This window comes from Aliidiomarina sp. (genome assembly GCF_047920995.1).
Taxonomy (GTDB): Bacteria; Pseudomonadota; Gammaproteobacteria; order Enterobacterales; family Alteromonadaceae; genus Aliidiomarina.
Genome location: NZ_JBLRWZ010000033.1, coordinates 1 through 26787, shown reverse-complemented (window position 1 = coordinate 26787; position 26787 = coordinate 1). Strand labels below are relative to the sequence as shown.

Genomic DNA, 26787 nt, shown 5'->3' with positions numbered 1-26787 from the left:
GCGCTCGCTCGTGATTTGGGCGCCAAGGAAAAAGAGTTAAGCGCTAGCAGTAAAGAATGGCTTGGCTATTGGAATAAAAATCCAGTAGCGGCCTACACTGGTTTGAATAAAAATGAATCAAATGCATGGTTTGTAGAACGTGATCAACGGTTAATACCAAGTTTCGAGATCCTAATTGAAGAGCGTAATGTGTTTGAGGCTCATGTAATGGAACTATGTGAACTGCGAATGGCGGAATATATAGCTCGTGCCCATTATTAATCACTCGCTACCAGCAAAGCAGATTGAAGCGCGGTATGAACACTCTGTTCATTGAAGGGTAGTTGCCGGCACTTCCTGTGCCCTAACTCGGGTTGCGTTCCTGCATTACCGAAGCTCCTGCTTTACGAGCTAGGTATCTTTCCTTGGAAGCGACATTCTAACGTTAGCATAGGGTTGCGTCGGGAGGTGTCGCATATAGATTTATATTGAAATGGCTTTCAACTAAAAGAAACGTTGACTCTCACTCAGATAGGAGTAACCTAGCCGGCGTTGGATAGTAAATATTATTTAGATCTTCACTGCGTTGCCGAATTATTCGTAATTACCTCCGTCCTGTAGTATTTAATTTTTGTTATTTTCTCTCCGAATTCCGCTCTTAACGGGCACTCTAATTTTATAAATTTCAGGATAATTAATTATGTCTAATACTGTAACTGGTACTGTTAAATGGTTTAACGAAGCAAAAGGTTTTGGTTTTCTAGAGCAGCAAGGTGGCCCTGATGTGTTCGCACATTTCAGCGCAATCACTAGCAGCGGCTTCAAAACTTTAGCTGAAGGCCAAACTGTTGAGTTTACTATCACCCAGGGTCCTAAAGGTCCTCAGGCTGAGAATATCGTAGCAATGTAATTAAACGAGGTGTAGCTACTTAACGGTAGCCGCCTTATTTGAATTATGTAGCTTAGAACGCACCTAAGGGTTAAACCTAGGTGCGTTTTTTTATGTTTATTTCGCTGCAGCCACCGCGCGCTCAGCCAATTCTTGCACTCGCTGCCAATCACCTGCTGCAACAGCATCCTTAGGCAATATCCATGAGCCACCAACACAGCTTACATTCGGTAGCGCTAAATAATTTTGGAAGTTATCTTGATGAATTCCGCCTGTTGGGCAGAATTTTATATTTGGAAATGGGCCCGCTATCGATTTGAGCATGGCGCAGCCGCCAGCAGCTTCAGCAGGGAAGAACTTTAGGTGATCATAACCCGCGGCTTTTGCCTGCATGAGCTCAGATATGGTAGCTACGCCGGGTATCAACGGAATATCACCTGCACTGCCAGCCTGCAGCAGTTCTGCAGTAATGCCGGGGCTAATGGCAAATTGCGCGCCGGCATTACGCGCGGCGGTTAATTCTGCGGCAGTGGTTACGGTACCGGCACCAACTACTGCGTTGGGCATAGCTTCGCGCAGCAATGTAACGGCTTCCAGCGCTACAGGTGTGCGCAAGGTTATTTCGAACAAGGAAATATTCGCGCGCAGCAGGGCTTCCGCCATGGGTACAGCATCGCTTAAGGAATCAATCACCATTACCGGTACTACCGGTGTTAACTGGAATATGTGTGCCGGCGATAAACGCCAGTTCGAGAAGCTCATGAGGGTTCCTTAATTACGAATTTTGCTGTGCTATTGTTTGTTTCAAATATTGCCCTACGCCTCGTAAACCGGCGTATTCGGCGGTAATAACAAAGCACGGAATGGCCTCTGCCACTTTGCAAAAACGGCCTTTGTGCTCGAAGCGGGCGCGAAAGTTTGAGGTGGCCATTAGGTTTAATAGCTTCGGCACTACCCCGCCGGCAATATACACGCCGCCATAGGTATTGAGGTTTAGCGCTAAATTACCGGCGAAGCCGCCAAGGCTTTCGAAGAATTGATTAACGGTTTCCAGTGCTAGGGTATCGATACCACTTAGCGCACGTTGGCCAATTTTCGCTGCACTTAGCGGCGTAACGTTGCGGCCATGGTAATCTGCTAAGGCCAAATACAGCGTTTCTAAACCTGGGCCAGAAAGAATGCGTTCAGCGGATACGCGGCCAAAACGGTTGTGAATAAAGCGGTGCACGGCCCACTCTTTTTCATTGGTGGGCGCCCAATCTACATGCCCGCCCTCGCCAGGTAATGGCATTACCGAACCATCTGCCATGGTAATTAAGTGGCCAACGCCTAGGCCAGTGCCCGCACCGAGTATTGCTTTGGGGGCTTTGGGCTTAATTTTGCCACCGCCAATTTGTTTTAGTTCTGCGGGTTTTAGCGTAACGATACTCATTGCGGCGGCCGCAAAATCATTCAAAACCACAAAAGTTTTCAGCTGCATGGTTTTGCGCACATTGCGAATAGAAAACTGCCAGTGATGATTGGTCATGTTAATTTCATCGGCATCAACTGGGCAAGCGATGGCAATGGCTACATGCTTTAACGGCACATCTTGTTCCTTGCTATACGCTGTCATTACAGATGTGAGCGTTGGAAAATCGGCACAGGGAAAAACCTGAATGCGATCCAGCTCGAACGTTGCCAGATTAATTCTACAAAAACGTGCGTTCGTGCCACCAATATCGGCTACTACGGCATGGGTATTCATATCGAGTTGCTCGGTGTTGCTCACCATAAAATCATTTCTCTATTCGTTAAAGAAGGCGCAGGCGCCAGATTCTGCGCCGCTCAAACCCGCACGCAAGGTGGTAAATAGTTCGCGGCCCATGCCCTCATGGCTATCCGCTAAATCAATTGTAGCAGCTTCGCGTTGGGCCAATACTTGGCTTTCTACTAGCACTTCTAACACGCCATTTTGCGCATCTAAAGTGATTAAATCACCCGGCTGGATTTTGCTAATCAAACCACCATCAACCGCTTCGGGTGTAACATGAATAGCGGCTGGCACCTTGCCAGAGGCGCCCGACATTCTGCCATCGGTAACCAATGCCACTTTGTAACCGCGCTTCTGCAGAACACCCAAGGGTGGGGTTAGTTTATGTAACTCGGGCATACCAATGGCTTTGGGCCCTTGAAAGCGTACCACTACAATACAATCTTTATCGAGCTCGCCCGCCTGAAAAGCACGATCGAGTTCATGTTGGCTAGAAAACACCACCGCTGGCGCAGTAATGCTTTCGGTACCTTCCGGAATAGCCGAGGTTTTCATTACCGCTCGGCCTAAATTACCGCTAAGTACGGCTAACCCGCCATGCGAGCTAAACGGTTGTTTCGCACTTCGTAATACGCTGTTATCAAACGATTCGGTAGGCCCATCGCGCCAAACAACTTTGTCGTTTTCTAACTCCGGGCGCTTGGTATAGCGCTCAAGGCCATCACCCGCAACGGTTTTTACATCATTATGCAATAACCCTGCTTCGAGCAGTGTACGTACTAGGAATGCCATACCGCCAGCGCGCTGGAAATGATTAATATCGGCTTCACCATTCGGATAAATACGAGTTACCAGTGGTGTTACAGAAGATAGTTCGGCGAAATCATCCCAGTTCACGATATACCCAGCGGCGCGAGCCACGGCAATTAAATGCATGGTGTGGTTAGTGGAGCCCCCGGTTGCGAGCAAGCCAACAATGCCGTTTACTATACTTTTCGCCGTAACCACGGCAGAAATTGGCGTATATTCAGAGCCTAGATCGGTAAGGCGCGTTACTTGTTGGCCGGCAACCCGCGTAAGTTCGTTACGCAGTGGCGTGCCGGGATGCACAAATGAAGAACCAGGTAATTGCAGGCCCATCATCTCTACTACTAATTGATTTGAATTGGCAGTGCCGTAGAAGGTGCAGGTACCGGCGCTATGATAGGAAGCGGCTTCAGCATCGAGCAGCTCAGCTTTGCTTACCTTACCCTCTGCATATAGTTCGCGCACTCTCGCTTTTTCTTTGTTGGTAATGCCCGAAGGCATTGGCCCTGCCGGAACGAAAACAAACGGCAGGTGGCCAAAACTAAGGGCGGCAATTAATAAGCCAGGCACAATTTTATCGCAGATACCGAGCATTAAGCCGCCATCAAACATATTGTGTGATAAGCCTACTGCGGCCGCCATGGCAATTATATCGCGGCTTAATAGGCTGAGCTCCATGCCCGGTTGGCCCTGAGTAACACCATCGCACATTGCGGGCACACCGCCCGCTACTTGCGCCACGCTGCCTACTTCACGAATTGCTTGCTTTAGTTGTTCGGGGTAGCTTTCGTAGGGTTGATGTGCCGAAAGCATATCGTTGTAAGAGGTAACAATGCCTATATTGGCGCGAGTTAGGCTACGTAAATTGCCTTTGTCGTTTTTACCGCACGCTGCAAATCCATGGGCCAAGTTACCGCATGATAAGGCGCCTCGATGAGGGCCTTTATGTTGAGCTTTTTGCATTCGCGCTAAATATTGTTGCCGCTCTTCGGCGCTGCGCTCTGCAATGCGTTGGGTTACCTGTTCAATTACACTGTGCATAGATTACTCCTCAGGTGCCGCTAGCATTACTTCAACGGGAACCTGGCTTTGCTGCAAAAAAACGCTAGCAGGTAATTGTGAATTTTCCTGCAGTGCTTGTGCTAATACGGTTGCTTTTGCGTTACCCACTAAATGAAAGAATAGAAGCTGGGTGTTTAATAAGCGCGATTTACTGAGCGAAATTCGCTCATAAGGTGCATGTAACGGGGTAACGGCTACGGCCGGGTTATCTGTGTTCATGCCTTCCGCTAATTGCCGGCTTTCCGGAAATAACGAAGCGGTGTGGCCATCTTCACCCATGCCGAGAATTACCGCATCAAAGCGCGGCAAGCCTGCTAGTTTCTCATTCAGCTCAGCTAGCCCTTCGGCGGGGGTATCATGCGCTGTGAGCAGGCTTACTAAAGTTGCCGAGGCCGCTTGGTGTTGCAATAAATGCTTACGCACTAAGCCTTCATTGCTGGCTTCGTGGCTGATGGGCAGCCAGCGATCATCTGCTAACAGTACGGTAATCTGCGCCCATGGCAGTTCTTGTTGCGCTAATTGCTCGAAAAACGAGATCGGCGTGCGCCCGCCAGATACCACTAAATAGCCATGCCCACGCTCGGCTACAGCCGCGCTAAGAATGCTACCAACGCGCTCGGTTAGCTGCTGCGTAAGGGCTTCGTTATGTGGAAACTTATTAATATTTAATGTCATTATGCTATGCCGTATAGATGCGTTGAATGTGCTTAGAAATCATCATCCCACTCGCGCCCATCGTGCGCGATCAGGGTAACCGATGCAGCAGGCCCCCAACTTCCAGATTGGTAACCTTTTGGCTCTTCACCGGTTTGTTGCCAAGCATCGCGAATACCATCAATCCATTTCCAGGCATGTTCTACTTCTTCACGCGCCACAAATAGGTATTGGTTGCCTTCAATAGCCTCGAGTAACAACCGCTCGTAAGCATCGGAAATGCGTTGGTTTTCGAAGGTTTGATCGAAGCTTAAATCAAGGGTGGTGGGCTTTAATTGCATCTGCTTGCCGAGCCCAGGCACCTTATTCATCATTTGAATTTCCACGCCCTCATCGGGTTGTAAGCGAATTACTAGCCGGTTTGGCGGCAGCTGATTCATGGTTTCGTGGAAAATGTTATGCGGTTGTGGCTTGAAGCTAATTACAATTTCGGTGCGCTTTTGCGCCATGCGTTTGCCGGTGCGTAAATAGAAAGGCACCTGAGCCCAGCGCCAATTATCGATATGCGCTTTTACGGCCACAAAGGTTTCTGTTTTACTCACTTCGTTGGCACCTTCTTCTTCTAGGTAGCCGGGTACTTTTTTATCGCCAATAAAGCCAGCGCTATATTGGCCGCGCACGGTATCATCATGTACGTTTTGTTGGGTAATGGGCCTTAGTGAACGTAGCACTTTCACTTTTTCTTCGCGAACACTTTCGGCATCAAGCCGTGTTGGTGGCTCCATGGCGATCAGCGCAAGTACTTGTAAGAGATGGTTTTGCACCATATCACGGAGTTGGCCGGCATCATCATAGTAACTCCAGCGGCCTTCTACACCCACTTGCTCGGCGGCAGTGATTTGGATGTGGTCTATGGCGTTATGGCTCCATTGATCGGCAAAAATTGGATTGGCAAACCGCAGCGCGAGCAGATTAAGTACTGTTTCTTTACCGAGGTAATGATCAATGCGATAAATTTGTGATTCTTGAAAGTACTTAGCAACTTCTTGGTTAATCTGCCGCGATGATTCGAGATCGTGGCCCAATGGTTTTTCCAACACAATGCGCGCTTGTGGAGTAACCAATTGTTGTTCGCTTAAGCCTTTGCAAATCGTAGCAAAAAGCTGTGGGGGCGTGGCAAGGTAGCTTACTACAGCGCGTTTCTCAGATGTTTTCACTGTTTCTGCTAATACCGAGTAATCGCTGGCCTTGGCAAGATCAAAACCGCAGTAATGCAACCGCTTGGCAAGCCGGCGCCACACACTGGTATCAACACTATCTTTGCCTACAAACTCGATGAGGCTGGCATGCACTTTATTAGTAAAGGCTTCGTTATCAAGCGTATCGCGAGCCACCCCAATAATGCGAGTGTTGGAATGGAGTAAGTTCGCTTTTTCAAGTTGGTAAAGCGCAGGCAAAAGTTTTCTGCGTGCCAAATCGCCTAATGTGCCAAACAAAATGAAATCGCAACAGGTATTAGTGGATGCCATTGTTACCTCGCGGCTAGATATATATGGGCTAAAACGCGCGCAATCTTAATAATAATAAAGTGATAATAAAAAGCAGCACGCTTGCCAACTAAAATGTAGTTTTATTACCTAATTTGAAAATAACATACCAACCAATTGCAATAAAATCCAATAAAATGTAATTTAATTACAAAGCGGCAAAGGATTTAAGTAATGACACTCTTAGAAAAGTTACAACATGAACTTGCAGGGTTGAGCAAATCAGAACGTAAAGTTGCTGAAGTTATTCTTGCTGATCCAGAAGCAACCTTGCACCAGAGTATAGCAATACTTGCCCAAGTAGCCTTAGTGAGTGAGCCCACGGTAAATCGATTCTGCCGTTCGATGGGCGCCAAGGGATACCCAGATTTCAAGCTACAACTTGCACAAAGCATCGCCCGGGGAACACCGTATGTGAACCGGCATGTGGAACAGAACGATAGCACAGAAAGCTTAGTAGCCAAGATTATTGAATCTACTATGGCCTCATTAAGCATTACCCGCCGCTGCTTAGATATTGCTGCTATGGATAAGGCTATCGAAGCTTTCGCGAGCGCCGAACGCATTTCATTTTTTGGCTTAGGAGCCTCGGCCTCGGTAGCACACGATGCCCAGAATAAATTTTTGCGTTTCGCTACGCCGGTGCAGTTTTCAGATGATGTGTTGATGCAAAAAACCGCCGCGATTAACGCGCAGCCCAACGAGGTAATTGTGTTTATTAGCCATACCGGTAGAACCAAGGCGCTCTGTGAAATCGCAGCCTTAGCCCGGCAATCCGGTGCCATGGTAATTGGTATTACCGCCGCCGCAAGCCCGCTTGCGGAAGAGTGCTCTATTGTGTTGGCCACCCATGTTCCAGAAGACACCGATGTGTATATGCCGATGGCCTCGCGTATTGCGCAGTTAGTATTAATTGATGTGTTGGTTACCGGATACACGCTAAAACAAGGGCCTGAGCTGCAGGAAAAGCTTCGGCAAATTAAAGCAGCCTTAAGAGATTCTCGCTATGAAAAGCGCTCTTAAACTGAAAAATAACGTGGAGTTTATATGACGATTAGAGTTGCGATTAACGGGTTTGGCCGAATCGGTAAAAATATTGTTCGGGCTTGGTACGAGCGAGCGATGGCAGATGATGTGGAGATTGTTGCCATTAATGATCTGGGTGATGCTGATGTGCACGCGCACCTACTGAAGTTTGATTCTGTGCACGGCGTGCTGCCATGCGAAGTTGCCCATAAGGATAACGAGCTTACGATTGGTAACCATAAAATTCAGATGCTAAGTTGCCGTAACCCTGCTGATTTGCCATGGCAAGAGATGAACATTGATGTGGTGTATGAGTGCAGTGGCCTTTTTACTGAACGTGAAAAGGCTGCGTTACATTTGCAGGCGGGCGCCAAAAAAGTATTAATTTCTGCGCCGGCGAAAAACGCCGATGCCACCATTGTATATGGTGTAAATCATCATACTCTTCGTGCTGAGCATGAAATTGTTTCAAATGCTTCATGTACCACCAATTGTTTGGCGCCTATGGCGAAACCGCTACATGAAGCGATTGGCATTGAGAATGGCTTAATGACCACGGTGCATGCTTATACCAACGATCAGAACCTCACCGATGCCTTGCATACAGATCCGCAGCGAGCGCGAGCGGCAGCGCTTTCTATGATTCCTTCCAAAACCGGTGCAGCCGCGGCAGTAGGATTGGTAATACCCGAATTACATGGGCGTTTTGATGGTTTGGCGATTCGTGTGCCAACCCCGAATGTGAGTTTGGTTGATCTTTCGTTCATTGCTGGCAAAGCAACTAGTGTTGCTGAGGTGAATGCGATTATCGAGCGCGCAGCTGAGCAAGGCGATTTAGGCAAAGTTTTAAGCGTAAATGGGTTGCCGTTAGTTTCTGCTGATTTTAACCATAACCCGAGTTCGTGCATATTTGATGCTAGCCAAACCCGTGTAAGTGGCCGTTTAGTGAAAGTAATGGCTTGGTATGATAATGAATGGGGGTTTAGCCAACGCATGCTAGATACCACCATAGCGTGGCATTCTGCTCCTCGCTAAATACCCTTGTAAATGAACACCCTGTCAACTATTCAGAACAAACCGTACAAATAAATAACAATTTTTCTACGCCAACGATTGACGATAAAACCTTCTTGTTCTATTTTATGAAAGCGCTTTCATAAAATAGAACTCGCCTCATAATAAAAAACGTAAAACAACATGAGTAAACAACCAGGAACTCAGTTATGTACAACAGCAGAATAACCAAGAGCTCAATAGCGGCGCTCTTACTTACCATCGGCCTCGTTGGCTGTGGTAGTGATGATGTGAAGACTGTTTCAGACTTCGACGCCGTAGATACCACTTCGCCAGTAGATGATTGGCAGTTAGTGTGGAGTGATGAATTTGCCGGAAACCGAATTGATCCGAACAAATGGAATATAGAAGTAAACTGTAGGGGGGGCGGTAATCAAGAGCAGCAGTGCTATACCGATAACCCTGAGAATGCTTTTGTATCAGATGGTACGCTGAAAATTGTGGCGCTTCCTGCTGATGAAGGCGCTGATTTACCCTATACCTCTGCGCGTTTAAATAGCCGCCATAAAGGTGATTTTAAATATGGCCGCATTGAAGTGCGAGCGAAAATGCCACGCGGGCAAGGCTCTTGGCCTGCCGCATGGATGATGCCAACTGATGAAGTATATGGTGGTTGGCCAAAATCTGGTGAAATCGATATTGTTGAGGCAGTGAACTTAGGTGCCTTAACTGCAGAAGGTGAACCGGAAACTCGTGTTTACGGTACCTTGCATTACGGCCGCGACGCACCGAACAATTCAAATTCGGGGAAAGCGTATGCATTACCCAACGGTGCAAACCCAGCTGATGCCTTCCATACATACGCGATTGAATGGCAAGAGGGTGAAATTCGTTGGTATGTAGATGGCTATCTTTATCAAACGCAAACACAATCCTTGCCGCGCAGAAATAGCCGCGGCGAGTTGGTAGGTTTGCGCCATCGCGGTTGGTTTGCGGAGTTCTTCAATCAGGCCACGGGCGATTTAGAGGTGGTGTATGGTCCGCAGCCGTTTGATCAGCGTTTCCATTTATTGCTGAATCTAGCCGTAGGCGGTAACTGGCCAGAAAATGTGAATGAATTAGGTATTGATGCCGATGCATTTGCCAACGGCCAAACCTTTGAAATCGATTATGTACGCGTGTATGAATGTGCTTCGAATCCAAACACTGGCCGCGGCTGTGAAACGATTCGTGCAGGCTACAAAGATGAAGAAACCTTAGTGCAAGGTGAAGCGCCGATTCCTTCGCCGCCTTCAGACGGTGTAGCTCGTAACCTTACTATTTTTGATGGCACTCCAAATCCAAACTGGCCAGCATGGGATTGTTGTGGTGGTTCTACTCCAGATATCGTTGACGATGAAGAGGCAGGCCCAGCATATCGCTTTACTGTAGGTGCAAGCCCAACGGTGAATGGCTTTATTTCGCGTTCTGCGTTTATTACTGATCCAAACGGTTCGGCTTCGCCCTTTGATGCCTCACCAATTCTGGCAACAGGCTCAGTGAAGTTTGATATTAAAGTACTTTCACAGCCGAATGCGGAAACCACTTGGTTATTTAAGATTGAAAGTAACGAAGGTTCAACCGAGGTAGAGATCCCCATTGCTGCAAGTGAAGAAGGCTTAGCGCCTGGCACTGGCGAGTGGCAAACGGTTACCTATACACTGCAATCATTAGCTGATGCAGGATTAGATGTATCGGGCATTGATGTAATAATGGTTTTCCCAGCGTGGGGAACAGGTGAAGGTGCAGAATATTTATTAACCAATGTGAAAATTGAAGCACCGCTGGGCGATTCACCAGAACTTGTTCTATTTGATGGTGGGGAAAATCCAGATTGGCCAATGTGGGATTGCTGTGGCGGTTCTACACCCAACGTGGTGGAAGATGAAGAGCGTGGGCCAGTTGCGGAGTTTGTTGTTGGATCAGCTCCTACGGTAATGGGCTTTAAGCCAGCCGATGGTAGTGGTATTCAGTTTGATGCCTCAGCAATCTTGGTGGATGGTGTAGTGCAATTCGATATGAAAGTGGTAGATGCACCCAACAACCCAGATTCATTTTGGTTATTCAAAATTGAATCAGATGGCGCTGCTACTGAAGTTGAAGTAGAGCTGGCTACTGGTAATGCGGGTAATGCGCCTACGGTAGGTGAATGGGCAACTTATACCTTCAGCTTACAAACGCTATCGGATCAAGGCTTAGATGTATCTGCCATTGATGTAGTAATGATCTTCCCAGCATGGGGAACGGGTGAAGGTGCAGTTTATCGTGTAGATCAGGCGCGTATTTATGACCCAAGCGCAGGTGCAAGCGGTTTAACTATCTTTGCTGATAACGTTGTTGCGGGTTGGTCATTATGGGATTGCTGTGCTGGCAGCACGCCACAAATTGTTGAGGAAGATGCGCCTTACGGCCGTGTTGCGCAGTTTGAAATTCTAGGCTGGCCAGAAACGGTGCTCGGGTTCCTTGCAGACGAAGATGTATCGTTTGATGCTGGGCACTTAATCGGTAATGGCGCTGTAGGTTTTGATATGCGTATTGTGCAACAGCCAACCAATGGTGAAACCAATTGGCTGTTTAAAATTGAATCTACCGGAGCGGCAACGGCAGTGGAATTGCCCCTTTCTGCAGGTAACTTCGGCATTGAACCGGCTACTGGTGAATGGGCGCGATATCACTTTTCCTTGCAAGATTTATCTGCAGCAGGATTAGATTTAAGCGATATCAACGTGATTATGGTGTTCCCTGCTTGGGGTTCGGGTCAAGGTACGATTTATCAAATTGATAACGTAAAAATTGACAACTTTTAACGCGTACAGCGCACAAAACGGATAAAAGAATCATGAAAAAAATAACGTTTATGAAAAGCCCTGTAGCAGCTGCAGTGTCGGTAATTCTCACCGCTGGTTTGATGTCTCCGCTGTACGCACAAGAAACAACAGAGCAAGAAGAACAAGCGGAACAAGAACAAGCGATAGAAGTTATTCAAGTTCGCGGTATTCTGGGTAGTTTGGCGCGCTCAACGCAATTTAAGCGCAACAGTGATGGCATCGTTGATGCTATCTCTGCCGAGGAAATGGGTAAGTTTCCAGATACCAACTTAGCGGAATCATTGCAGCGGATTACCGGTGTAACGGTAAGCCGGGTGAATGGTGAAGGGAGCCAAATTACGGTGCGGGGCTTTGGCCCGGAGTTTAACTTAATTACGTTAAATGGCCGACAAATGCCAGGTACGGGCTTTACCCGCTCATACAATCTAGAAAACCTTTCCTCGGAAGGGGTTAGCGCACTCGAAGTATATAAAACCGGGCGCGCAGCCACGCCTAGTGGTGGTTTAGGTGCTACCGTAAACATCGTAACTACACGCCCATTAGAGCGTAGTGGCCAAAACCTTGTGCTGATGGCGAAAGGTGTACACGATTCTTCGGTAGTGAAAGGTGACACCGTTACCCCGGAATTATCCGCTATTTATAGCGATAGTTTTGCTGATGATCGCTTCGGTGTGGCGTTCTCAATTTCTCAGTATCGCCGTGATTTCCAAACCCAGCAGGCTAATGTGCAAGGGTGGCAAGCGAATGTGCCACTTCCAGGTAACTTAGATGCCAGCAGTGTTATTGATCCGCGGCCTATTGATGAAGAAGGCAACCGTGTAGGTAATCATTTCTTTCCAAAAGATATGAACTACGGATTTGCGGATGTAAGCCAGCAACGTACGAATGGCCAATTAACTCTGCAATTTGCTCCAGTAGATGGCTTAATGATTACCACCGATTACACTGCTAGCCGCAGCTTAACCGGAACAGAATCATTTGGTTGGGGTATATGGAACGAGTTTGGCGGCAATATTAATGCGTATGAATTAGATGCCGATGGCACCGCAATTTTTGCCGATATAGCGGGTAATGATGGCTCGTTTACTGCGGAAAAAGGTACCACCGAAGTGCGTTCGCGTTCTATCGGTTTGAACCTTGAGTATGAAGTGAATGATTCGTTGAGCCTTTGGTTTGATGTGCATGATTCTAATACTAAAACCAATGACGGCGCCGATCCTGGTAGTGGTCATTTTGGCCAGGTTATATTAGGCTCAGATCAACTCCGCTCGAAAATATATGATTATCGCAGTGGCGATATTCCACAAATGCAGGTTAATTGGAATAACGGCACGAATGTGCTGGGAGCAGGCGAAATTGATTCGAATTTCAGCCAATTTTTCCATCGCCCTGCAGAATCTACGGTTCAGCAATATCAATTCAGAACCGATTGGCGGAATATCAATACCTTTAATATTCCGCTTACGAAAGTAACCGCAGGTGTTTCGCGTACCGACCAAGATATGGGTGGGTATACCGCATGGAGTGGTTTGCGCGGCGGCCCAGGGTTTAATCCTTCGTTTACGCAAATCTTCCCAGATAGCATGTTTACACGTGTGGAAACCGGTAATTTCCTCGATCAATTTAGTGGTGGTGGTAGTGATTTATTAACCAACTACTATTACACCTTTGATTATGATGAGGCAGTTGCCCGCCAGATGGCGTATTTAACCCGAGATTTGATGGGTGATGACGTATATTTGGCCGATCCCTACATTAACGGGATTACTAGCGAAAGCTACGTAAACGAAGTAACAGACGCAATTTTTGTGCAATCTGATTGGGAGTTTTATGTTCGCGATATGCCAGCAAATGTTAACGTTGGTTTACGCTACGAAACAACCGATGTAACCAGCCGCGTGCGGCAGCGTGTTGAACGGCAAGTAAACTGGGTAAGTGCTTCTGAGTGGATTATGCAATATGAGCCACAAGATCAAGTAAGTTTTCTTACGCTTACCGGTTCGAACAATGTGTTGTTACCGAACATTGATTTCAGAATTGAACTTACTGATCAGCTCGTGGGTAGATTCTCGGCGGGTAAAACCATTTCTCGTGCACCATTAGGGGCCCTCTCAGGAGGCCGCTCGTTGAGTGGTAGCCCGCGCCCGGGTGCTCGCTCGGGTGGGCAAGGTAATACCAGCCTATTGCCATTTGAATCTACCAATCTTGATTTAGCATTAGAGTATTACTACGCGCCGGGCAGTTATGCGGCCGTGGGTTTATTCCGCAAATCAGTTGATAACTTCATTCAAAGCACGATTACCGAAACCACTATTGATGGCCTGCGTGATATCGCTGCCGGACCGCGTTATCAACAAGCTGTTGCTTCCCTTGAGGCGCGTGGCGAACAGCCTACCAGCACAGCAATTTTTGATGAAATGCTGGCGCTTGGTTTTGGTAACGAAAATGGTGTAATTGAGCCGAATGCGAATGATCCATTAATGGTTTGGCAAATATCGCAACCTACCAATACCGATAGCAAAACGGTTGAGGGTGTGGAGCTTGCCTTACAACACGTAATTGGTGATACCGGCTTTGGCTTTGGCGTAAATGCTACCCTAGTAACAGGCGATGTGAAGTTTGATAACAACAGCTTAACCCAGCAAGCGCCATTAACAGGCCTTAGTGATTCTGCGAACGTGCAAGGGTTTTATGAGAAGCATGGTTGGTCTATTAAGCTTACCTACGCATGGCGTGATAGCTATTTGATTGGTGTAGGCCAATCGCAGGGCTCAGCTGATGCGCCACCACAATACGCGAAAGCTTACGGCCAATGGGATATGAGTGTGAACTATGCGGTAACCGAGAACTTCACTATTTTCTTCGAAGGGCTTAACCTAACGAATGAAACGGAACAAGGTTATGGTCGCTTTAAGAATCAGTTCTTATTTGCCCGCCAGTATGGCCCACGTTACACGTTAGCGGCACGTTATAGCTTCTAATATAAGAACATGTAAGTAGCCCTGGTCAAGGAAGAGATTAGAATCAAGGATGGCCCCACAAAAAAACCCGCACTGCAGTTTGCAGTGCGGGTTTTCTTTTAACTACTCCAGTGTGCTGCTGGCTTGGTTGTTACTCGTTGCCGATACAAATCGTATCAGCGCCTTCTGCAACCTCTGGAACAAAACGTATATCGTTAAAGCTTACTTGCCACGCAGATTCAGTACTCAGGCCAAAGGCACTGCCAACTTGCGCTAAATTAAAGCCCGCTTCCTGTAAGCAACTTAAGCTGAACTTCAGTGTTTGCCATTCGTTTTCAGGCAATTCTGCGAGTTCAGCGGCAATATTTGTACTCACGTTACAGTTTTCACCGCAGTACAAGTTAAATTGCACGTTCTCCGGCACGGTGCGTTCTGTTTTCAAGGTAACGGATAGTGCGCTCACCTCGGTATCATACGCGCGTAGATCACGCGGGAACGGAGTAACCAAGCTGAAGCCGGCTTCTTCTTCGCCCGAGAAATACAACCTACGGGCATCTTCTTGCACGCGGTCATCGAAGGTTTCTGTGCGAATGGCGCGAAGTGCCTGTACCGAGCTCGCCACAATGCTGCGTGAACCGGAACTGCTTAACTCTAATAGCCAAGGTTGTTGCACGGCGCGTTCAAACACTACTAATGCTTCGGTTTCTAGTTCTGAGCCCATATCTTCTGGCAGTGCGCCATCTAATATATCGGCATCACCGAAGCTCATGCCCATTCCAAGTTGCAGCAGCGTTTGTTCGGCATTAGGTGTGGCAGGCCATGAGAATGGTAAGCGGCCGGTAACATCAAACTGCACGTTGCCTTCGGCATCACGTAAAATTACATCGGCTACGCCTTGCCCTTCACTACCTGGCAACCATACCGCCATAAAGGCATCTGAGGCGTTAAGTTCAGGGTTTACCCACATTGGCCGGCCACTGATAAACAGGCTTACCACTGGAATTCCTTGTTCACGCAAACTGTGTAATAACGCCAAATCGATTGCGTTACCGCGTTGGAAATCAAGATTGGCGATGTCGCCATTGCCTTCCGCGTAAGGTTGTTCGCCGAACACAACAATGGCTACATCGGGCCGTTCGTTAAACTGGCCATCTGCAGCAAGCTCAATACTACCGCCTGCTGCTTCTACTTGATCAGCGATGCCTTGGTAAATTGAAGTGCCCCCAGGAAAATCTTCGTTACTGTTACCAGTGCCTTGCCAGCTAATGGTCCAGCCGCCGGATTGTTGGCCAATATGATCAGCCGCTTCACCTGCTACCAGAATACGCTGTTGAGGGTTCAGCGGCAGTAACTGATCGTTATTTTTGAGTAGTACCAGTGATTGGCGAACCGCATCACGCGCCACGGCGCGGTGCTCAGCAGCACCAATGAGCTCTGTTCTGCCGGCGAACGGGCGATTAGCGGGGCTTGGCTTATCGAACAAGCCTGCGCGCATTTTTACTCGTAAAATTCGGCGCACTGCATCATCTACCCGTTCTTGCGGAATAATTCCTTCGCGAACTTGGTTGATTAAGTTGTAATAAAGAGGTTGCCACGCATCGGTAGGCACCATAAAGATATCTAAACCGGCGTTCGCAGCTTGCGGGCAGTTATCGTTGCTGCAGCCTGGAATTTGGCCGTGGCCATTCCAATCGCCTACCACTAAACCATCGAAGCCCATTTTTTCTTTCAGTACTTCTGTAAGTAGGTAATGGCTGCCGTGAATTTTTTCACCATTCCAGCTATTAAAGGTGGCCATCACGGTTTGCGCACCAGCGCCAAGGCCGCCTACATAACCCTGTGCATGCACATCAAACAGGGTTTGTTCATCAACCACAGTATCGCCTTGATCGATGCCGTCGGTAGTGCCACCGTCACCTACAAAGTGCTTCACCGTGCTAATTACCCGTTGATCATCAAGAAAATCAACGCCCACTTCACCTTGCAGGCCAGTAACAATAGAGGCGGCATAATCTCGCACAATCGCTGGATTCTCAGAATAACTCTCGTAAGTGCGGCCCCAACGTAGGTTTTTGGCTACAGCAACTGTGGGGGCAAATACCCAATCGATACCAGTTACCATTACTTCACGGGCGGTAACAGCGGCAATCTCTTCAATTAATGCCGGGTTGTTGGCAGCACCAAGGCCAATGTTATGCGGAAATATGGTGGCGCCAATAACATTGTTATGGCCATGCACCGCATCGGTTCCCCACATAGTAGGAATAGATGAGCCATCTAAACTGTCGTCGATAGATGCCTTGTACATGGCTTCAGCCAAGGCGATCCAATCTTCTGGCGTGGCATACTTATCGTTATTTGGAAACGAACCGCCACCATTGAGATACGAACCAAAACCATACTTGCGCATATCTTCAACAGTGATATCACGGATTTCTGGTTGAATCATTTGGGCAATTTTTTGTTCAAGGGTCATGCCGCCCATTAGTTCGGTAATGCGCGCTTCAAGCTCATCATTAAGGCCAACAGGCGATTCAATATACGGCCATATATCGTTGCTGTGTTGGCTAGCATATGGGCTATCGCTGGCATCGGTACATGCGGTTAAAGCGTAGGTACACGCAAACGCGATAGCAACCGCTAGCGGTGTTTTTCGAAAACAAGAATAGTGCATTAGGCTACCTCCTGTGCCGTTTGAGTTGCACGAGGTAAGTATCCTCGCACGCCATAATAGAAAATGTAGATGTAGCAAAGCACTGGCAGAATGAACGACATCTGGATACCTACCTGATCGGCCAAGAAACCTTGCGCAAGCGGAACAATTGCACCGCCCACAATCGCTAAGCAGAGAATACCAGAGCCTTGGCCTCGGCTTGAACCAAGGTTTTGTAGTGCTAGGCTGAAAATAGTTGGGAACATAATTGAGTTACACAAGCCCACAAAGAGCAATGACCACATTGCTAGGGTACCAGACGAGGTTATAGTGGTGGCAAGTAACAGCACGGCGGCAATGGCATTGAAGGCTAATACTCGGTTACCGGAGATTTTTTGCATAATCGCCGCACCTAAGAAGCGGCCTACCATGGCGCCACCAAAGTACCAAGAAATATAGTGGGAAGCCCGCGACATGCTCATATCGCCAATTTCTGGCAAGGCTAGATACATTGCTAAGAAACTGCCGATACTTACCTCGGCACCCACATACATAAAGATACCAACCGCACCTAACACGAGGTGGCGTTGGCGCCATGCTGAACCTTCGTTTGGCAAGGCTAGGGCCGGATCTGCGCGGCCCATATCGGGCAGTTTCAAGTAGATAAAAATGATCGCCATCAGAATCAACGTAGCGGCAAGAATAAAGTAGGGTAGGGCAACAGTTTCATTGGTTACGCCGTTTACTTCTGGGTCTGCCATGCCACCAAATATTAGCCAAGCGCCGAAGAATGGTGCCACTGTAGTACCGAGTGAATTGAAGGCTTGGGTCATGGTGAGGCGGCTTGATGCGGTGCTTGGTTCACCCAATACAGTAACGTAAGGGTTGGCGGCTACTTGCAAAATGGTAATGCCAGAAGCGAGTACAAACAGTGCGAACAAGAATAATCCATACACTTCCATCATGGCGGCTGGATAGAACAAAACACAGCCTGCGCCGGCAACCATTAGCCCCGTAACAATGCCCGATTTATAGCCTATTTTGCCTATTAATAATCCGGCAGGAATAGAAACAATAAAGTATGCACCGAAGAAGCAAAATTGAATCAGCATTGATTGCGCGTAAGTTAAATCAAACAGTAAGCGCAAATAGGGAATAAGAATGTCGTTTAAACATGTGATAAAGCCCCACATGAAGAAGAGCGAGGTAAGCGCGGTGAGCGCGAACCGATATTGGTTGTTGTTATGGGTCATAGCTGCCTCGATATAATTATTTTTTGACCTTTGGCTTAATTATAGCCTATTATGAAAGCGCTTTCATTTATAGCATAATTGAACGGTTTCGCAATCCTTATGAAAAAAATAAGCCTTCCAGAACATTCAGAATTACTCAGCAGCGAATTTATTTTCGGTGTTGCTACCTCGTCTTTTCAAATTGAAGGGGCCGCTGATCAACGCGAACCCAGCATTTGGGATACCTTTTGCCAACAACCGGGCCGCATTAAAGATGCCAGCGATGGCCTTGTTGCCTGTGAACATGTGCAGCGCTGGCGTGATGATGTAGATTTAATCGCCAGCCTTGGTGTTGATGCCTATCGTTTTTCGATTGCGTGGGGCCGAGTAATTCGTGCTAACGGCAGTGTTAACGAAAACGGGCTGGCTTTTTATGTGCGCTTAGTAGATGCGTTAGCCGCGCTTGGCATTAGCGCGCACGTTACCTTGTACCATTGGGATCTCCCGCAGTATCTGGAAGATAAGGGTGGTTGGCTAAATCGCGAAACTGCACATAAGTTTGCTGAATATGCAGAAGTGGTGGCGCAAGCACTGGGTGATACAGTAGCCAGCTACGCCACATTAAATGAACCGTTCTGTAGTGCCTATTTAAGTTATGAAGCGGGTATTCATGCACCCGGCTTTAAAGATCGTAAGAAAGGCCGGCAGGCTGCGCATCATTTATTGTTAGCGCATGGCCTAGCGATGCCTATTTTAGAAAAACACGCACCGAATGCTGAACATGGCATTGTGCTAAATTTTAGCCCGTGCCATCCGGCGACTGATAGTGCCGCCGATCGCAATGCTGCTGCAATGGCTCATGCCTATCATAATTTGTGGTACTTACAGCCCATACTCACAGGTAATTATCCTGATTTACTGGGGCGTTTAGCTGCACATGAGCGCCCAGAAATTGCCCTAGGTGATATGCAAATTATTTCTCAGCCAATCGATTTTCTGGGCGTGAATTACTACACCCGAACGGTGTTCCGCAATAAAAACGATTGGTTTTCAGATGTGCCGCCTACAGAACCGCCACTTACCACGATGGGCTGGGAAATATATCCAGAAGGGCTCACCGAGGTGCTCACGGATTTACAACATACGCTGGGTAAGCTGCCACCAATTTACATTACCGAAAACGGCGCAGCATTTCCGGATGAAGTGGTGAATAATCGAGTGCATGATGAGGCCAGAATCGATTACTATAATGGCCACTTGTTGGCAGTTCATCGCTGTATTGAACAAGGCGTGGCTATTCGCGGATATTTCGCTTGGAGCTTATTAGATAACTTTGAGTGGGCAGAAGGGTACACTCAACGCTTCGGTATTGTTCACGTGAATTTCGATAGCCAGCAACGTATTCTTAAAGATAGTGGCCGAGCGCTGCGGCAATTCTGGCAAGCTCGCAAACTTCATACTCAGGTGGCAGAGGCATTATGATATCGCATAGAGAAAAAATTGCTTACGGCTTTGGTGACACAGCAAGTAATCTAATTTTCCAAACTGTGATGTTGTTTTTAGCCTTTTTTTATACGGATATATTCGGTATTTCCGCAGCAACCGTAGGCACGATGTTCCTCGTAGTGCGGTTGCTGGATGCCATTACCGATCCGCTGATGGGGTTTTTAGCAGATAACACCCGTACCCGCTTTGGCCAGTTCCGGCCTTATTTAATATGGTTGGTGATTCCATTTGCAGTGTGTAGCATTCTTGCTTTTACCACGCCTGATTTGGGCGATAGGGGTAAGGTAATCTACGCGTACATCACCTATACCATGCTTATGCTGGCGTACACGGCCATTAATATCCCCTATTCGGCACTTGGTGGCGCCATTACTAAAGATCCAAAAGAGCGCGTATCGGTGCAATCATATCGGTTCGTGTTCGGTATGCTCGGCGGCCTTATTGTAACCTTGCTTACCCTGCCGCTTGTGCAGTGGTTTGGCCAAGGTAATCGCGAACTTGGTTATCAGCTTACGATAGCGGCAATGAGCGCCGTGGGTGTGTTGCTGTTTGTGTTGTGTTTTTTAGGCACAAAAGAGCGGGTACACCCACCTGCCGATCAGCAATTAAAGTTTAAAGCCGCGCTAGCAAGCGTATGGAAAAATGATGCTATGCGCACCTTAGCGGTGGTGGCGGTGCTGCTGCTGTGTGGTATCGCCATTAAAAACACCTTGGCGATATTTTATGTTAAGTATTACTTAGTGCGTGAAGATTTGATTACGCCATTTATTTCCTTAGGTATGGTAGGCAATATTCTTGGCGTTGCGTTAGCAGCACCGCTCGTTCGCTTCGTAGATAAAGTAAAAGCTTATAAAGCACTGCAAATTATTGCAGCGCTGTTTTCTTTAGCTGCCTTTTGGGTTCGCCCAGATCAACTCGTGTTAGCTTTCGTGTTTTATTTCTTGTGGAGCTTCTTTTTACAAATGGCCACGCCCATGCTGTGGGCAAAAATTGCCGATACGGTAGATTTAGGACAACGGAATTCGGGTATGCGGGCAACCGGCTTAGTATATGCTTCGGTGGTATTCTTCATTAAGATTGGTATTGCCATTGGTGGAGCAATTGCCGGTTGGTGGCTAGCATTTTCCGGCTACCAACCGAACCAGGAGCAAACTGCTGATGCGCAATTGGGTATTCTGTTTGCCTTTACTGTATTGCCTGCTATCACTTCATTACTTGTTGCTTGGGTAATGCGCGGGTACACTCTAAATAATGCTCGTGTGGAAGAAATTGCCAACGAGCTTTCGCAACAATCACGATAATAGCGGCTGTACACGAGATTCAAAATACTATGGCAACAATTTACCAAGTTTCTGAATTAGCGGGAGTATCCCTTGCTACGGTATCGCGGGTAATCAATAACACCGTACCGGTTCGTGAAGCCACTCGTTTAAAAGTTGAAGCCGCGATGCAAGAGCTAGGCTATCGGCCGAATTCGGTAGCGCAATCATTGGCGAGCAATCGCTCGAATAGTATTGGTATTGTGGTTTCAGAGCTTGGCGGCCCGTTTTACGGTGAGCTGCTGAGCCGCATAGAAAATGAGTTTCGCGCAGCCGGCAAGCACGTAATTATTGCCGCTGGCCACAGTAACGCCGATCTTGAGCGCGATAGTATCGAATTTTTACGCAGCCGGAATTGTGATGCGCTGATTTTGCACGTAGAAGCAGTACACGATGCGTATTTAGTGGAACTTGCTGAAAGTGGTTTACCCTTTGTATTAATTAACCGCATGGTAGCCGGCATAGAAGAACGCTGCATTACCCTCGATAACGAACAAGGTGGCTACTTAGCTACCGAATATATGTTGCAGCAGGGGCATCGGGATATAGCCTATATTTCCGGGCCATTATGGAAGCACGATGCGCAAGAGCGCTATAACGGCCACCAAAAAGCGCTGGCAAAGTTTGCTGTATGCGAGAACAAAGCCCTGTTTTATGAAGGTGATTTCCAAGAAACTGGCGGTGTAAATGGCTTTAATCATTTGCGCGAGCAAGGGCACGCTTTTACCGCGTTAGTATGCGGCAATGATGAAATGGCATCGGGTGCAATTACCGCTGCTCATGAAGCTGGCCTAGATATTCCCGAGCAAGTTGCAGTTATTGGCTTCGATAACATCAATTTTTCTCATTATACCCATCCTAAACTCACCACTATTGATTACCCCGTGGCTGAAATCGGCCAAATGGCTGCCCGCTGGGTACTAAAGCGCGTGTACCAACGGCCGATTGAAGATTTGCAGGCGCTCTTTATTCCGCAACTGATAGTACGCGATTCTACCTAATGCGAAATGCGCACACCCTTTCTATGGGTTGCCCTACATATACACTAGAAATAGGCTATATTAGTAAGCGTTAACATTAAATAACCAAGAGGGTTGATCATGACAAACGTTGGCAATGTAGATCGTATCATTCGAATTCTAGTAGGCTTAGCGATCGCGGTATGGAGCATTACCGCCGGTAACTTCTGGTGGATTCTCGGCGTTGCACTAATAGCTACTGGGGTGTTTAGATTCTGTGGTTTATATCGAGTGTTCGGCATTAATACCTGTAAAGCGCCGTAACATTAGCGATGTAGTGCTAACAATGCTTTTTCAATAGCAAATACATGTTCATCAGTAGTGTTCAGTTGGCGTAAAGCCGTAGCGAGTTTCAATAAATACTCGCTATTTGGGCCGCTTGGTCCAACTGAACGCGCAATATGTTCGGCGATCTCTAGTTCGCTTGCTTGCCCTAAATATGCTTCATTATCTGGCCCCGCTACATACACCAATCCTTCAACTGTGCCTGAACCATCAAGCCATGCAAACTCAGTAAAAAAACGCAAATAGCCATTTTTCTCACGATGATCAAGGTGCGCAAACACATCGGGCGTTACTTCGTACGCCATACCTACGCAGCGCTGGTTTGCGGCTTCAATTAAGGTAGCTACTCGCCCAGGGTGCTCAGGCGTGCCGCGGTGATCATGGGAGCCCTGCCAAAATCGCCGCTGCCAGCCATAAATAAGCGCCGGTTTTTTTTGCAGGAAGGGAAAATCGGTTTTGTAAATCAAGGAGCCGTAGCCAAACAGCCACACCGAATCAAGATGATCGAGTGGCTGGCGTTGCTGGTTTTCCAATACGGTGTTGTAAGACATATCTACTCATTCGCCATTAAGGTAGCAAACATATTAACGCCATTTATTACGTTGCCCGCATGCTTGAGTGTTGGGGTGAACTATTCTTTCGAAAGCTCGGCTTCGTGCCGTTCAATATAGCGCTGAAACAGCGGTAAATAATTGTGATGCTGCTGCACCCCTAGCTCTACATTGCCACGAATTAAACCCGCCCCCGGGTGTTGGCTAGTAAGCCAATGCCAATCTACTTGCCCAGGATTAATGATATGTACTGCATGCCATTGCAGCTCATCTTCTGGCATAGGTTGTTCGCTATAGTGGGCAACAATATCCGCATCTACGCCAAGCCCAAGGGAGTGTGGTAACGATACATCATGGTGGCGAGCACCCACACCGCCTTGATGCACGGCAAAGGCTACGTGGTAAATTTCACCCGGCTGCAGTGCTTTACTATCCAGTGGGTTAGGGCTGGCTAGGCTGCGCTCTAGCGTTACGCGCCAATAGCCATCAGCATAGCTGCCGTTAGCGCGAATTGCGCCGCGTGGGCCCTGCGGCTCGCGTAGTAAACGAAATGGCAGCACATCGCCTTCTTGCCACTCGTGCTCGGTAGCAAAGGGCACAGCGTTTTCTTCATTCAAGTAATACCAATCATCTTGGCTGTACTCGCGGTTTATTAGGGCATCCCAGGAAAGCGCGGTAAGGCCGGTTTTTTCTTTATCAAACATAAAGGCTGGTTGTGGTAGTTCATTGGCTTGGTTATCGGTGTACATCCCGCGCCCTTCCGAACTTAGCCGATAATGCAATACATAGGTATTATCGGCGTAACCGATAGGGTTCGAGCGATGTGCCCGCCATTGCCACAAATCCAGGAATTCACCGCGCTCTTGCATGGCCGCTATCTCTTCCAGCGGTTTTACATCTTGCCATGATGCGGGGTTGGTATACCGATCGGTGGTGCGCGATTGCGGAATAAACTTACGCACATCAGAGCGACCCATTTGCTCCCCTAAAATTGGGTGAGCGCGAACTTCTTCGGCGCTCGCGGCTGAATCAAGGCTACGCATACCCGGGTTAATTAGCATCCAACCGCCGTAGCGCCGGAAGCCTTCTACCGAGCCATCATCAAGCATCATGCTAATGCGATCTTCGTATAAACCATGTTCGTCTGGGCCATCGGCACCAGAGCCCATACGTACCCACTCACCATTGTGAAAACGCCAGTATTGGTGATACCAACTCGGTGTTGCTACGGCAATGCGATAATGCAGCCGAAACGAATTTTCATCGTATTCGGCGGCCACATACAACGTACGCAATTGCTCTTGCGCTGCATCCGTAGGGGCCTGCTCGGATTGCTGTTGAAATTTTTGTTGCAATGGTTCCGAAGCAGGTGAACAGGCAACTAGCGCTAAACCAGTTAGCGCGGCAGCAACAGATTTGTGAATTAAGTAACGCATGGAAGCCTCCTATATTCGCGAATTTAAGAGCACTGGTTAGCGTATTAGGTGCCATTTCGTTTTACGGCCGGCAAGGTAAATCACCCGCTCGCCATCAAAATAGGCACTTTGCTCGAGCATAATTTGAATAGTTTGCCCGCCCCACTCGGGTAGCGGCTGCTTAATGTTCCCCTCAATCGCATAAGCGGTATTTGGGTACAATGGCCAATCACCATTCACAGCTGTTTCACCTTGGTTATCCCACATGCCAATTGTTGGCCCAGGCGCATGGCCGAAGAAACCAATTGGGTGAGTATAGGTGCTGCTTACAATACCTTGGCGTTCGTTTTCGGCACGGGTAGCGGCTAAGATTTCATTGCCGGTGCGGCCAGTAACAAAGTTATCGGTAAGAATATCTTGCCAACGGTTGCCAGTGCGTAGTGCATCTTTCAGGCCTTGTGGCACATCGTTCTCATCGCGCTTTAACACGTAAGCCATTTCTTGCGTATCGGTACACATTTTCAGGTAGCAAATGCCCACATCAGTGTGCACCACATCGCCGCGCTGAATTACGCCACTACCGCTACTACAAAACGGAGTTTCTGGGGCACATTCCATACCTTCACGCTGAAAGGTTACATACGGCATAAACCAAATCGGCAGGCTTAAATCTTCAAAGCGTTGGCGAATAAACCATTCCACATCAGTGGTGGTGGTAGCACCGGGGGTGATTACGCGAGAGCTGAATGCTTCTGCTATCACGCCACGCGCCAAACCTACTGCATGCGCGAATACATCAAGTTCTGCTTCGGTGCGGGTTTCTAGCCAACGCACCACTAAATCTTCAGCGGGCACCAGCCGATTCTGCAGCGCGCTTGGCAGCACTTCGGTTAATCGATCGTGCATGCCTCGGGTTAAACCATCGGCTTCCGGCCAGTGTTTCGATACGTTGATACCAATGCGCGCGGGATTTTTCTCTACAATCAACGCCGCTAACGCCGCCCATTGTTCATCGAGATCACCACCAGACCATGCTGATTCATATGGGCTACCAAGTGGGTAAGTGTTCACTGACAAGCGCTCAACCGAGCCATCGGCCAACTTATTAAACACCAACATAGTGGTGCGGCGTGCCGCAAAGGTAGGTTGCGGAACTAAGCTGAAATACACCGGATCTTCGGCATACTCGCGGTTAATCACCAACCACATATCTAAATTGGCTTCGGCCATTAGTTGGGGCAGCAAGGTATGCAAGCGCTGCTCGAGCATGGCGTTTTCTGGCGCAATGCGATCTCGGTGTTGTAACACTGCAAATTCATCGGCCGAGCTAATTACTCGCCCTTGGCTAGGCGTATATTCACTATCGTAATTGGCTTGGTTTGTTGCCGCACATGCTGTGGAAGTAAGCATGGTGCCGCCGAGCAATATGGCTAAAATAAACCGATTTTTCGTTAATGTTTTCTGCTTCACCTTCAGGCCCTCGTTATTGTTTTTGTTCCGAGTATGCATTGTTAGGAAAATAGATGGCAATACACCATCATATTCAATAAAGCCATAATACACGCCCACACCAATGAGTACTAACACTAGCGCAATTAGTGGCTAGGCTACAAGAGCGTGCATCTCACAGTAGATTTAGCTTTTGAACAAGTGCTTGTTTTCACGATGCACGCGGTTCAATTGTTGCTGAATTAAAGCAGTAGTTTGCTTGCCTACACCAAAATCATGGGCAACCTGAGTAAAGTTTGCCACTGTTTCAGCAACGCGCTGAATATCAATTTGTGCCTGATGCCACGAACTATAACCAGCGCGTGCGGCTAGCTTTTGCATAGCTGATAATGGTGGATTTTTCCCGAAGCCTGCGAATGCTGTAGCATGCTCAGAAAAGGGGTGAGGGCTAAACGTTACATCATAAAATGGCGCTGCTTCCCACAACCCGTTATCGCTTTGTAAAAAAGCCCAGTTTTTACTGTGATCATCTTGATTACAAGCCAACAAATTAAATACCGCTCGGCAAAACTGTAGCCTGCCAACTGCAGGTGATTGGCAGAGTGTACGGCTTGCTTTTATGAGTTCTTCGTAATCTAAACTGGGCGTACGGTAATCAGCATCAAGCAAGGCGCAGGCGCTGAGCATATGTAACCGGCCACTCTTGCTTTCAGCATCTATAGGGTGCCCTTGAGTATTATTTACCCAATCGAAGCGCTTTACTGCTAGCCAAGCAATAGCATTACTATTAGCTGCCGCAG

General features: G+C 47.9%; 20 protein-coding genes and 1 pseudogene. 10 read left to right on the top strand and 11 right to left on the bottom strand.

The window, feature by feature from the left end; genetic code table 11:
- Nucleotides 1–261 (top strand): annotated as a pseudogene (locus ACNA7P_RS09205) (DEAD/DEAH box helicase); the annotation flags it as partial.
- 418 nt (nt 262–679) lie between these two features.
- Nucleotides 680–889: a cold-shock protein gene (locus ACNA7P_RS09200; RefSeq protein WP_416258334.1), complete on the top strand. Its 210-nt coding sequence runs from the start codon at nt 680–682 to the stop codon at nt 887–889.
- A gap of 96 nt (nt 890–985) precedes the next feature.
- Here the strand turns inward: ACNA7P_RS09200 and ACNA7P_RS09195 are convergent, their stop codons facing one another.
- The 5 genes from ACNA7P_RS09195 to zwf are packed head-to-tail and all read right to left on the bottom strand — an operon-like array spanning nt 986 to nt 6673.
- Nucleotides 986–1630, bottom strand: a complete 645-nt coding sequence (locus ACNA7P_RS09195) for a bifunctional 4-hydroxy-2-oxoglutarate aldolase/2-dehydro-3-deoxy-phosphogluconate aldolase (protein ID WP_416258333.1) — start codon at nt 1628–1630, stop codon at nt 986–988.
- Between the two features lie 13 nt (nt 1631–1643).
- Entirely contained in the window at nt 1644–2642 is a 999-nt protein-coding gene (glk, locus tag ACNA7P_RS09190; protein ID WP_416258332.1) for a glucokinase, read from the bottom strand.
- 12 nt (nt 2643–2654) lie between these two features.
- Nucleotides 2655–4469, bottom strand: coding sequence for a phosphogluconate dehydratase (edd, locus tag ACNA7P_RS09185; protein ID WP_416258331.1), 1815 nt, complete (start codon nt 4467–4469; stop codon nt 2655–2657).
- A 3-nt stretch (nt 4470–4472) separates the two neighbouring features.
- Nucleotides 4473–5165 (bottom strand): 6-phosphogluconolactonase, encoded by a 693-nt coding sequence (pgl, locus tag ACNA7P_RS09180; protein ID WP_416258330.1) that lies wholly within the window; start codon nt 5163–5165, stop codon nt 4473–4475.
- A gap of 32 nt (nt 5166–5197) precedes the next feature.
- Nucleotides 5198–6673 (bottom strand): glucose-6-phosphate dehydrogenase, encoded by a 1476-nt coding sequence (zwf, locus tag ACNA7P_RS09175; RefSeq protein ID WP_416258329.1) that lies wholly within the window; start codon nt 6671–6673, stop codon nt 5198–5200.
- A 192-nt stretch (nt 6674–6865) separates the two neighbouring features.
- Here zwf and hexR point away from each other — a divergent pair, with 192 nt between their 5' ends.
- The 4 genes from hexR to ACNA7P_RS09155 all read left to right on the top strand — a co-directional run bounded on the left by hexR (nt 6866) and on the right by ACNA7P_RS09155 (nt 14579).
- Nucleotides 6866–7714 (top strand): transcriptional regulator HexR, encoded by an 849-nt coding sequence (gene hexR, locus ACNA7P_RS09170; protein ID WP_416258328.1) that lies wholly within the window; start codon nt 6866–6868, stop codon nt 7712–7714.
- 24 nt (nt 7715–7738) lie between these two features.
- A complete protein-coding gene (gap, locus tag ACNA7P_RS09165) occupies nt 7739–8752 on the top strand; it encodes a type I glyceraldehyde-3-phosphate dehydrogenase (RefSeq protein WP_416258327.1) in 1014 nt (337 codons plus the stop codon).
- 188 nt (nt 8753–8940) lie between these two features.
- Entirely contained in the window at nt 8941–11577 is a 2637-nt protein-coding gene (locus ACNA7P_RS09160; protein WP_416258326.1) for a family 16 glycosylhydrolase, read from the top strand.
- A 32-nt stretch (nt 11578–11609) separates the two neighbouring features.
- Nucleotides 11610–14579 (top strand): TonB-dependent receptor, encoded by a 2970-nt coding sequence (locus ACNA7P_RS09155; protein ID WP_416258325.1) that lies wholly within the window; start codon nt 11610–11612, stop codon nt 14577–14579.
- 130 nt (nt 14580–14709) lie between these two features.
- On the opposite strand, the gene ACNA7P_RS09150 is transcribed toward ACNA7P_RS09155, so the two are convergent.
- Together ACNA7P_RS09150 and ACNA7P_RS09145 are read right to left on the bottom strand one after the other, a co-directional pair.
- Entirely contained in the window at nt 14710–17232 is a 2523-nt protein-coding gene (locus ACNA7P_RS09150) for a glycoside hydrolase family 3 protein (RefSeq protein WP_416258324.1), read from the bottom strand.
- Nucleotides 17232–18464: a sugar MFS transporter gene (locus tag ACNA7P_RS09145; protein WP_416258323.1), complete on the bottom strand. Its 1233-nt coding sequence runs from the start codon at nt 18462–18464 to the stop codon at nt 17232–17234. The genes ACNA7P_RS09150 and ACNA7P_RS09145 overlap by 1 nt, the downstream gene beginning before the upstream one ends.
- Nucleotides 18465–18563: 99 nt before the next feature.
- Here ACNA7P_RS09145 and ACNA7P_RS09140 point away from each other — a divergent pair, with 99 nt between their 5' ends.
- The 4 genes from ACNA7P_RS09140 (at nt 18564) to ACNA7P_RS09125 (ending at nt 22551) form a co-directional block, all read left to right on the top strand.
- Nucleotides 18564–19925 (top strand): GH1 family beta-glucosidase, encoded by a 1362-nt coding sequence (locus tag ACNA7P_RS09140; protein WP_416258322.1) that lies wholly within the window; start codon nt 18564–18566, stop codon nt 19923–19925.
- Nucleotides 19922–21250 carry a glycoside-pentoside-hexuronide (GPH):cation symporter gene (locus tag ACNA7P_RS09135; RefSeq protein ID WP_416258321.1) on the top strand — a complete coding sequence of 443 codons (1329 nt, stop codon included), beginning with the start codon at nt 19922–19924 and terminating at the stop codon, nt 21248–21250. The genes ACNA7P_RS09140 and ACNA7P_RS09135 overlap by 4 nt, the downstream gene beginning before the upstream one ends.
- 29 nt (nt 21251–21279) lie before the next feature.
- Nucleotides 21280–22269 carry a LacI family DNA-binding transcriptional regulator gene (locus ACNA7P_RS09130; protein WP_416258320.1) on the top strand — a complete coding sequence of 330 codons (990 nt, stop codon included), beginning with the start codon at nt 21280–21282 and terminating at the stop codon, nt 22267–22269.
- 99 nt (nt 22270–22368) lie between these two features.
- Nucleotides 22369–22551, top strand: a complete 183-nt coding sequence (locus ACNA7P_RS09125; protein WP_416258319.1) for a DUF2892 domain-containing protein — start codon at nt 22369–22371, stop codon at nt 22549–22551.
- A gap of 2 nt (nt 22552–22553) precedes the next feature.
- On the opposite strand, the gene ACNA7P_RS09120 is transcribed toward ACNA7P_RS09125, so the two are convergent.
- The 4 genes from ACNA7P_RS09120 to ACNA7P_RS09105 form a co-directional block, all read right to left on the bottom strand.
- Nucleotides 22554–23123, bottom strand: coding sequence for a gamma-glutamylcyclotransferase (locus tag ACNA7P_RS09120; RefSeq protein WP_416258318.1), 570 nt, complete (start codon nt 23121–23123; stop codon nt 22554–22556).
- Between the two features lie 80 nt (nt 23124–23203).
- Nucleotides 23204–24559, bottom strand: a complete 1356-nt coding sequence (locus tag ACNA7P_RS09115) for an ethylbenzene dehydrogenase-related protein (protein ID WP_416258317.1) — start codon at nt 24557–24559, stop codon at nt 23204–23206.
- Between the two features lie 36 nt (nt 24560–24595).
- Nucleotides 24596–26125, bottom strand: a complete 1530-nt coding sequence (locus ACNA7P_RS09110) for a M24 family metallopeptidase (RefSeq protein WP_416258316.1) — start codon at nt 26123–26125, stop codon at nt 24596–24598.
- Nucleotides 26126–26173: 48 nt separating this feature from the next.
- The coding region (locus ACNA7P_RS09105; protein WP_416258315.1) for a type II toxin-antitoxin system HipA family toxin at nt 26174–26787 on the bottom strand (614 nt) is incomplete at its 5' end.

Bases quoted from the DNA above. Each gene is read 5' to 3' on its own strand.
- ACNA7P_RS09130 (WP_416258320.1), top strand. From the start codon at position 21,280: ATGGCAACAATTTACCAAGTTTCTGAATTAGCGGGAGTATCCCTTGCT.
- ACNA7P_RS09155 (WP_416258325.1), top strand. From the start codon at position 11,610: ATGAAAAAAATAACGTTTATGAAAAGCCCTGTAGCAGCTGCAGTGTCG.
- ACNA7P_RS09135 (WP_416258321.1), top strand. From the start codon at position 19,922: ATGATATCGCATAGAGAAAAAATTGCTTACGGCTTTGGTGACACAGCA.
- ACNA7P_RS09140 (WP_416258322.1), top strand. From the start codon at position 18,564: ATGAAAAAAATAAGCCTTCCAGAACATTCAGAATTACTCAGCAGCGAA.
- ACNA7P_RS09115 (WP_416258317.1), bottom strand. From the start codon at position 24,559: ATGCGTTACTTAATTCACAAATCTGTTGCTGCCGCGCTAACTGGTTTA.
- gap (WP_416258327.1), top strand. From the start codon at position 7,739: ATGACGATTAGAGTTGCGATTAACGGGTTTGGCCGAATCGGTAAAAAT.
- pgl (WP_416258330.1), bottom strand. From the start codon at position 5,165: ATGACATTAAATATTAATAAGTTTCCACATAACGAAGCCCTTACGCAG.
- edd (WP_416258331.1), bottom strand. From the start codon at position 4,469: ATGCACAGTGTAATTGAACAGGTAACCCAACGCATTGCAGAGCGCAGC.
- zwf (WP_416258329.1), bottom strand. From the start codon at position 6,673: ATGGCATCCACTAATACCTGTTGCGATTTCATTTTGTTTGGCACATTA.
- ACNA7P_RS09195 (WP_416258333.1), bottom strand. From the start codon at position 1,630: ATGAGCTTCTCGAACTGGCGTTTATCGCCGGCACACATATTCCAGTTA.
- ACNA7P_RS09145 (WP_416258323.1), bottom strand. From the start codon at position 18,464: ATGACCCATAACAACAACCAATATCGGTTCGCGCTCACCGCGCTTACC.
- glk (WP_416258332.1), bottom strand. From the start codon at position 2,642: ATGGTGAGCAACACCGAGCAACTCGATATGAATACCCATGCCGTAGTA.
- hexR (WP_416258328.1), top strand. From the start codon at position 6,866: ATGACACTCTTAGAAAAGTTACAACATGAACTTGCAGGGTTGAGCAAA.
- ACNA7P_RS09160 (WP_416258326.1), top strand. From the start codon at position 8,941: ATGTACAACAGCAGAATAACCAAGAGCTCAATAGCGGCGCTCTTACTT.
- ACNA7P_RS09150 (WP_416258324.1), bottom strand. From the start codon at position 17,232: ATGCACTATTCTTGTTTTCGAAAAACACCGCTAGCGGTTGCTATCGCG.
- ACNA7P_RS09120 (WP_416258318.1), bottom strand. From the start codon at position 23,123: ATGTCTTACAACACCGTATTGGAAAACCAGCAACGCCAGCCACTCGAT.
- ACNA7P_RS09200 (WP_416258334.1), top strand. From the start codon at position 680: ATGTCTAATACTGTAACTGGTACTGTTAAATGGTTTAACGAAGCAAAA.
- ACNA7P_RS09125 (WP_416258319.1), top strand. From the start codon at position 22,369: ATGACAAACGTTGGCAATGTAGATCGTATCATTCGAATTCTAGTAGGC.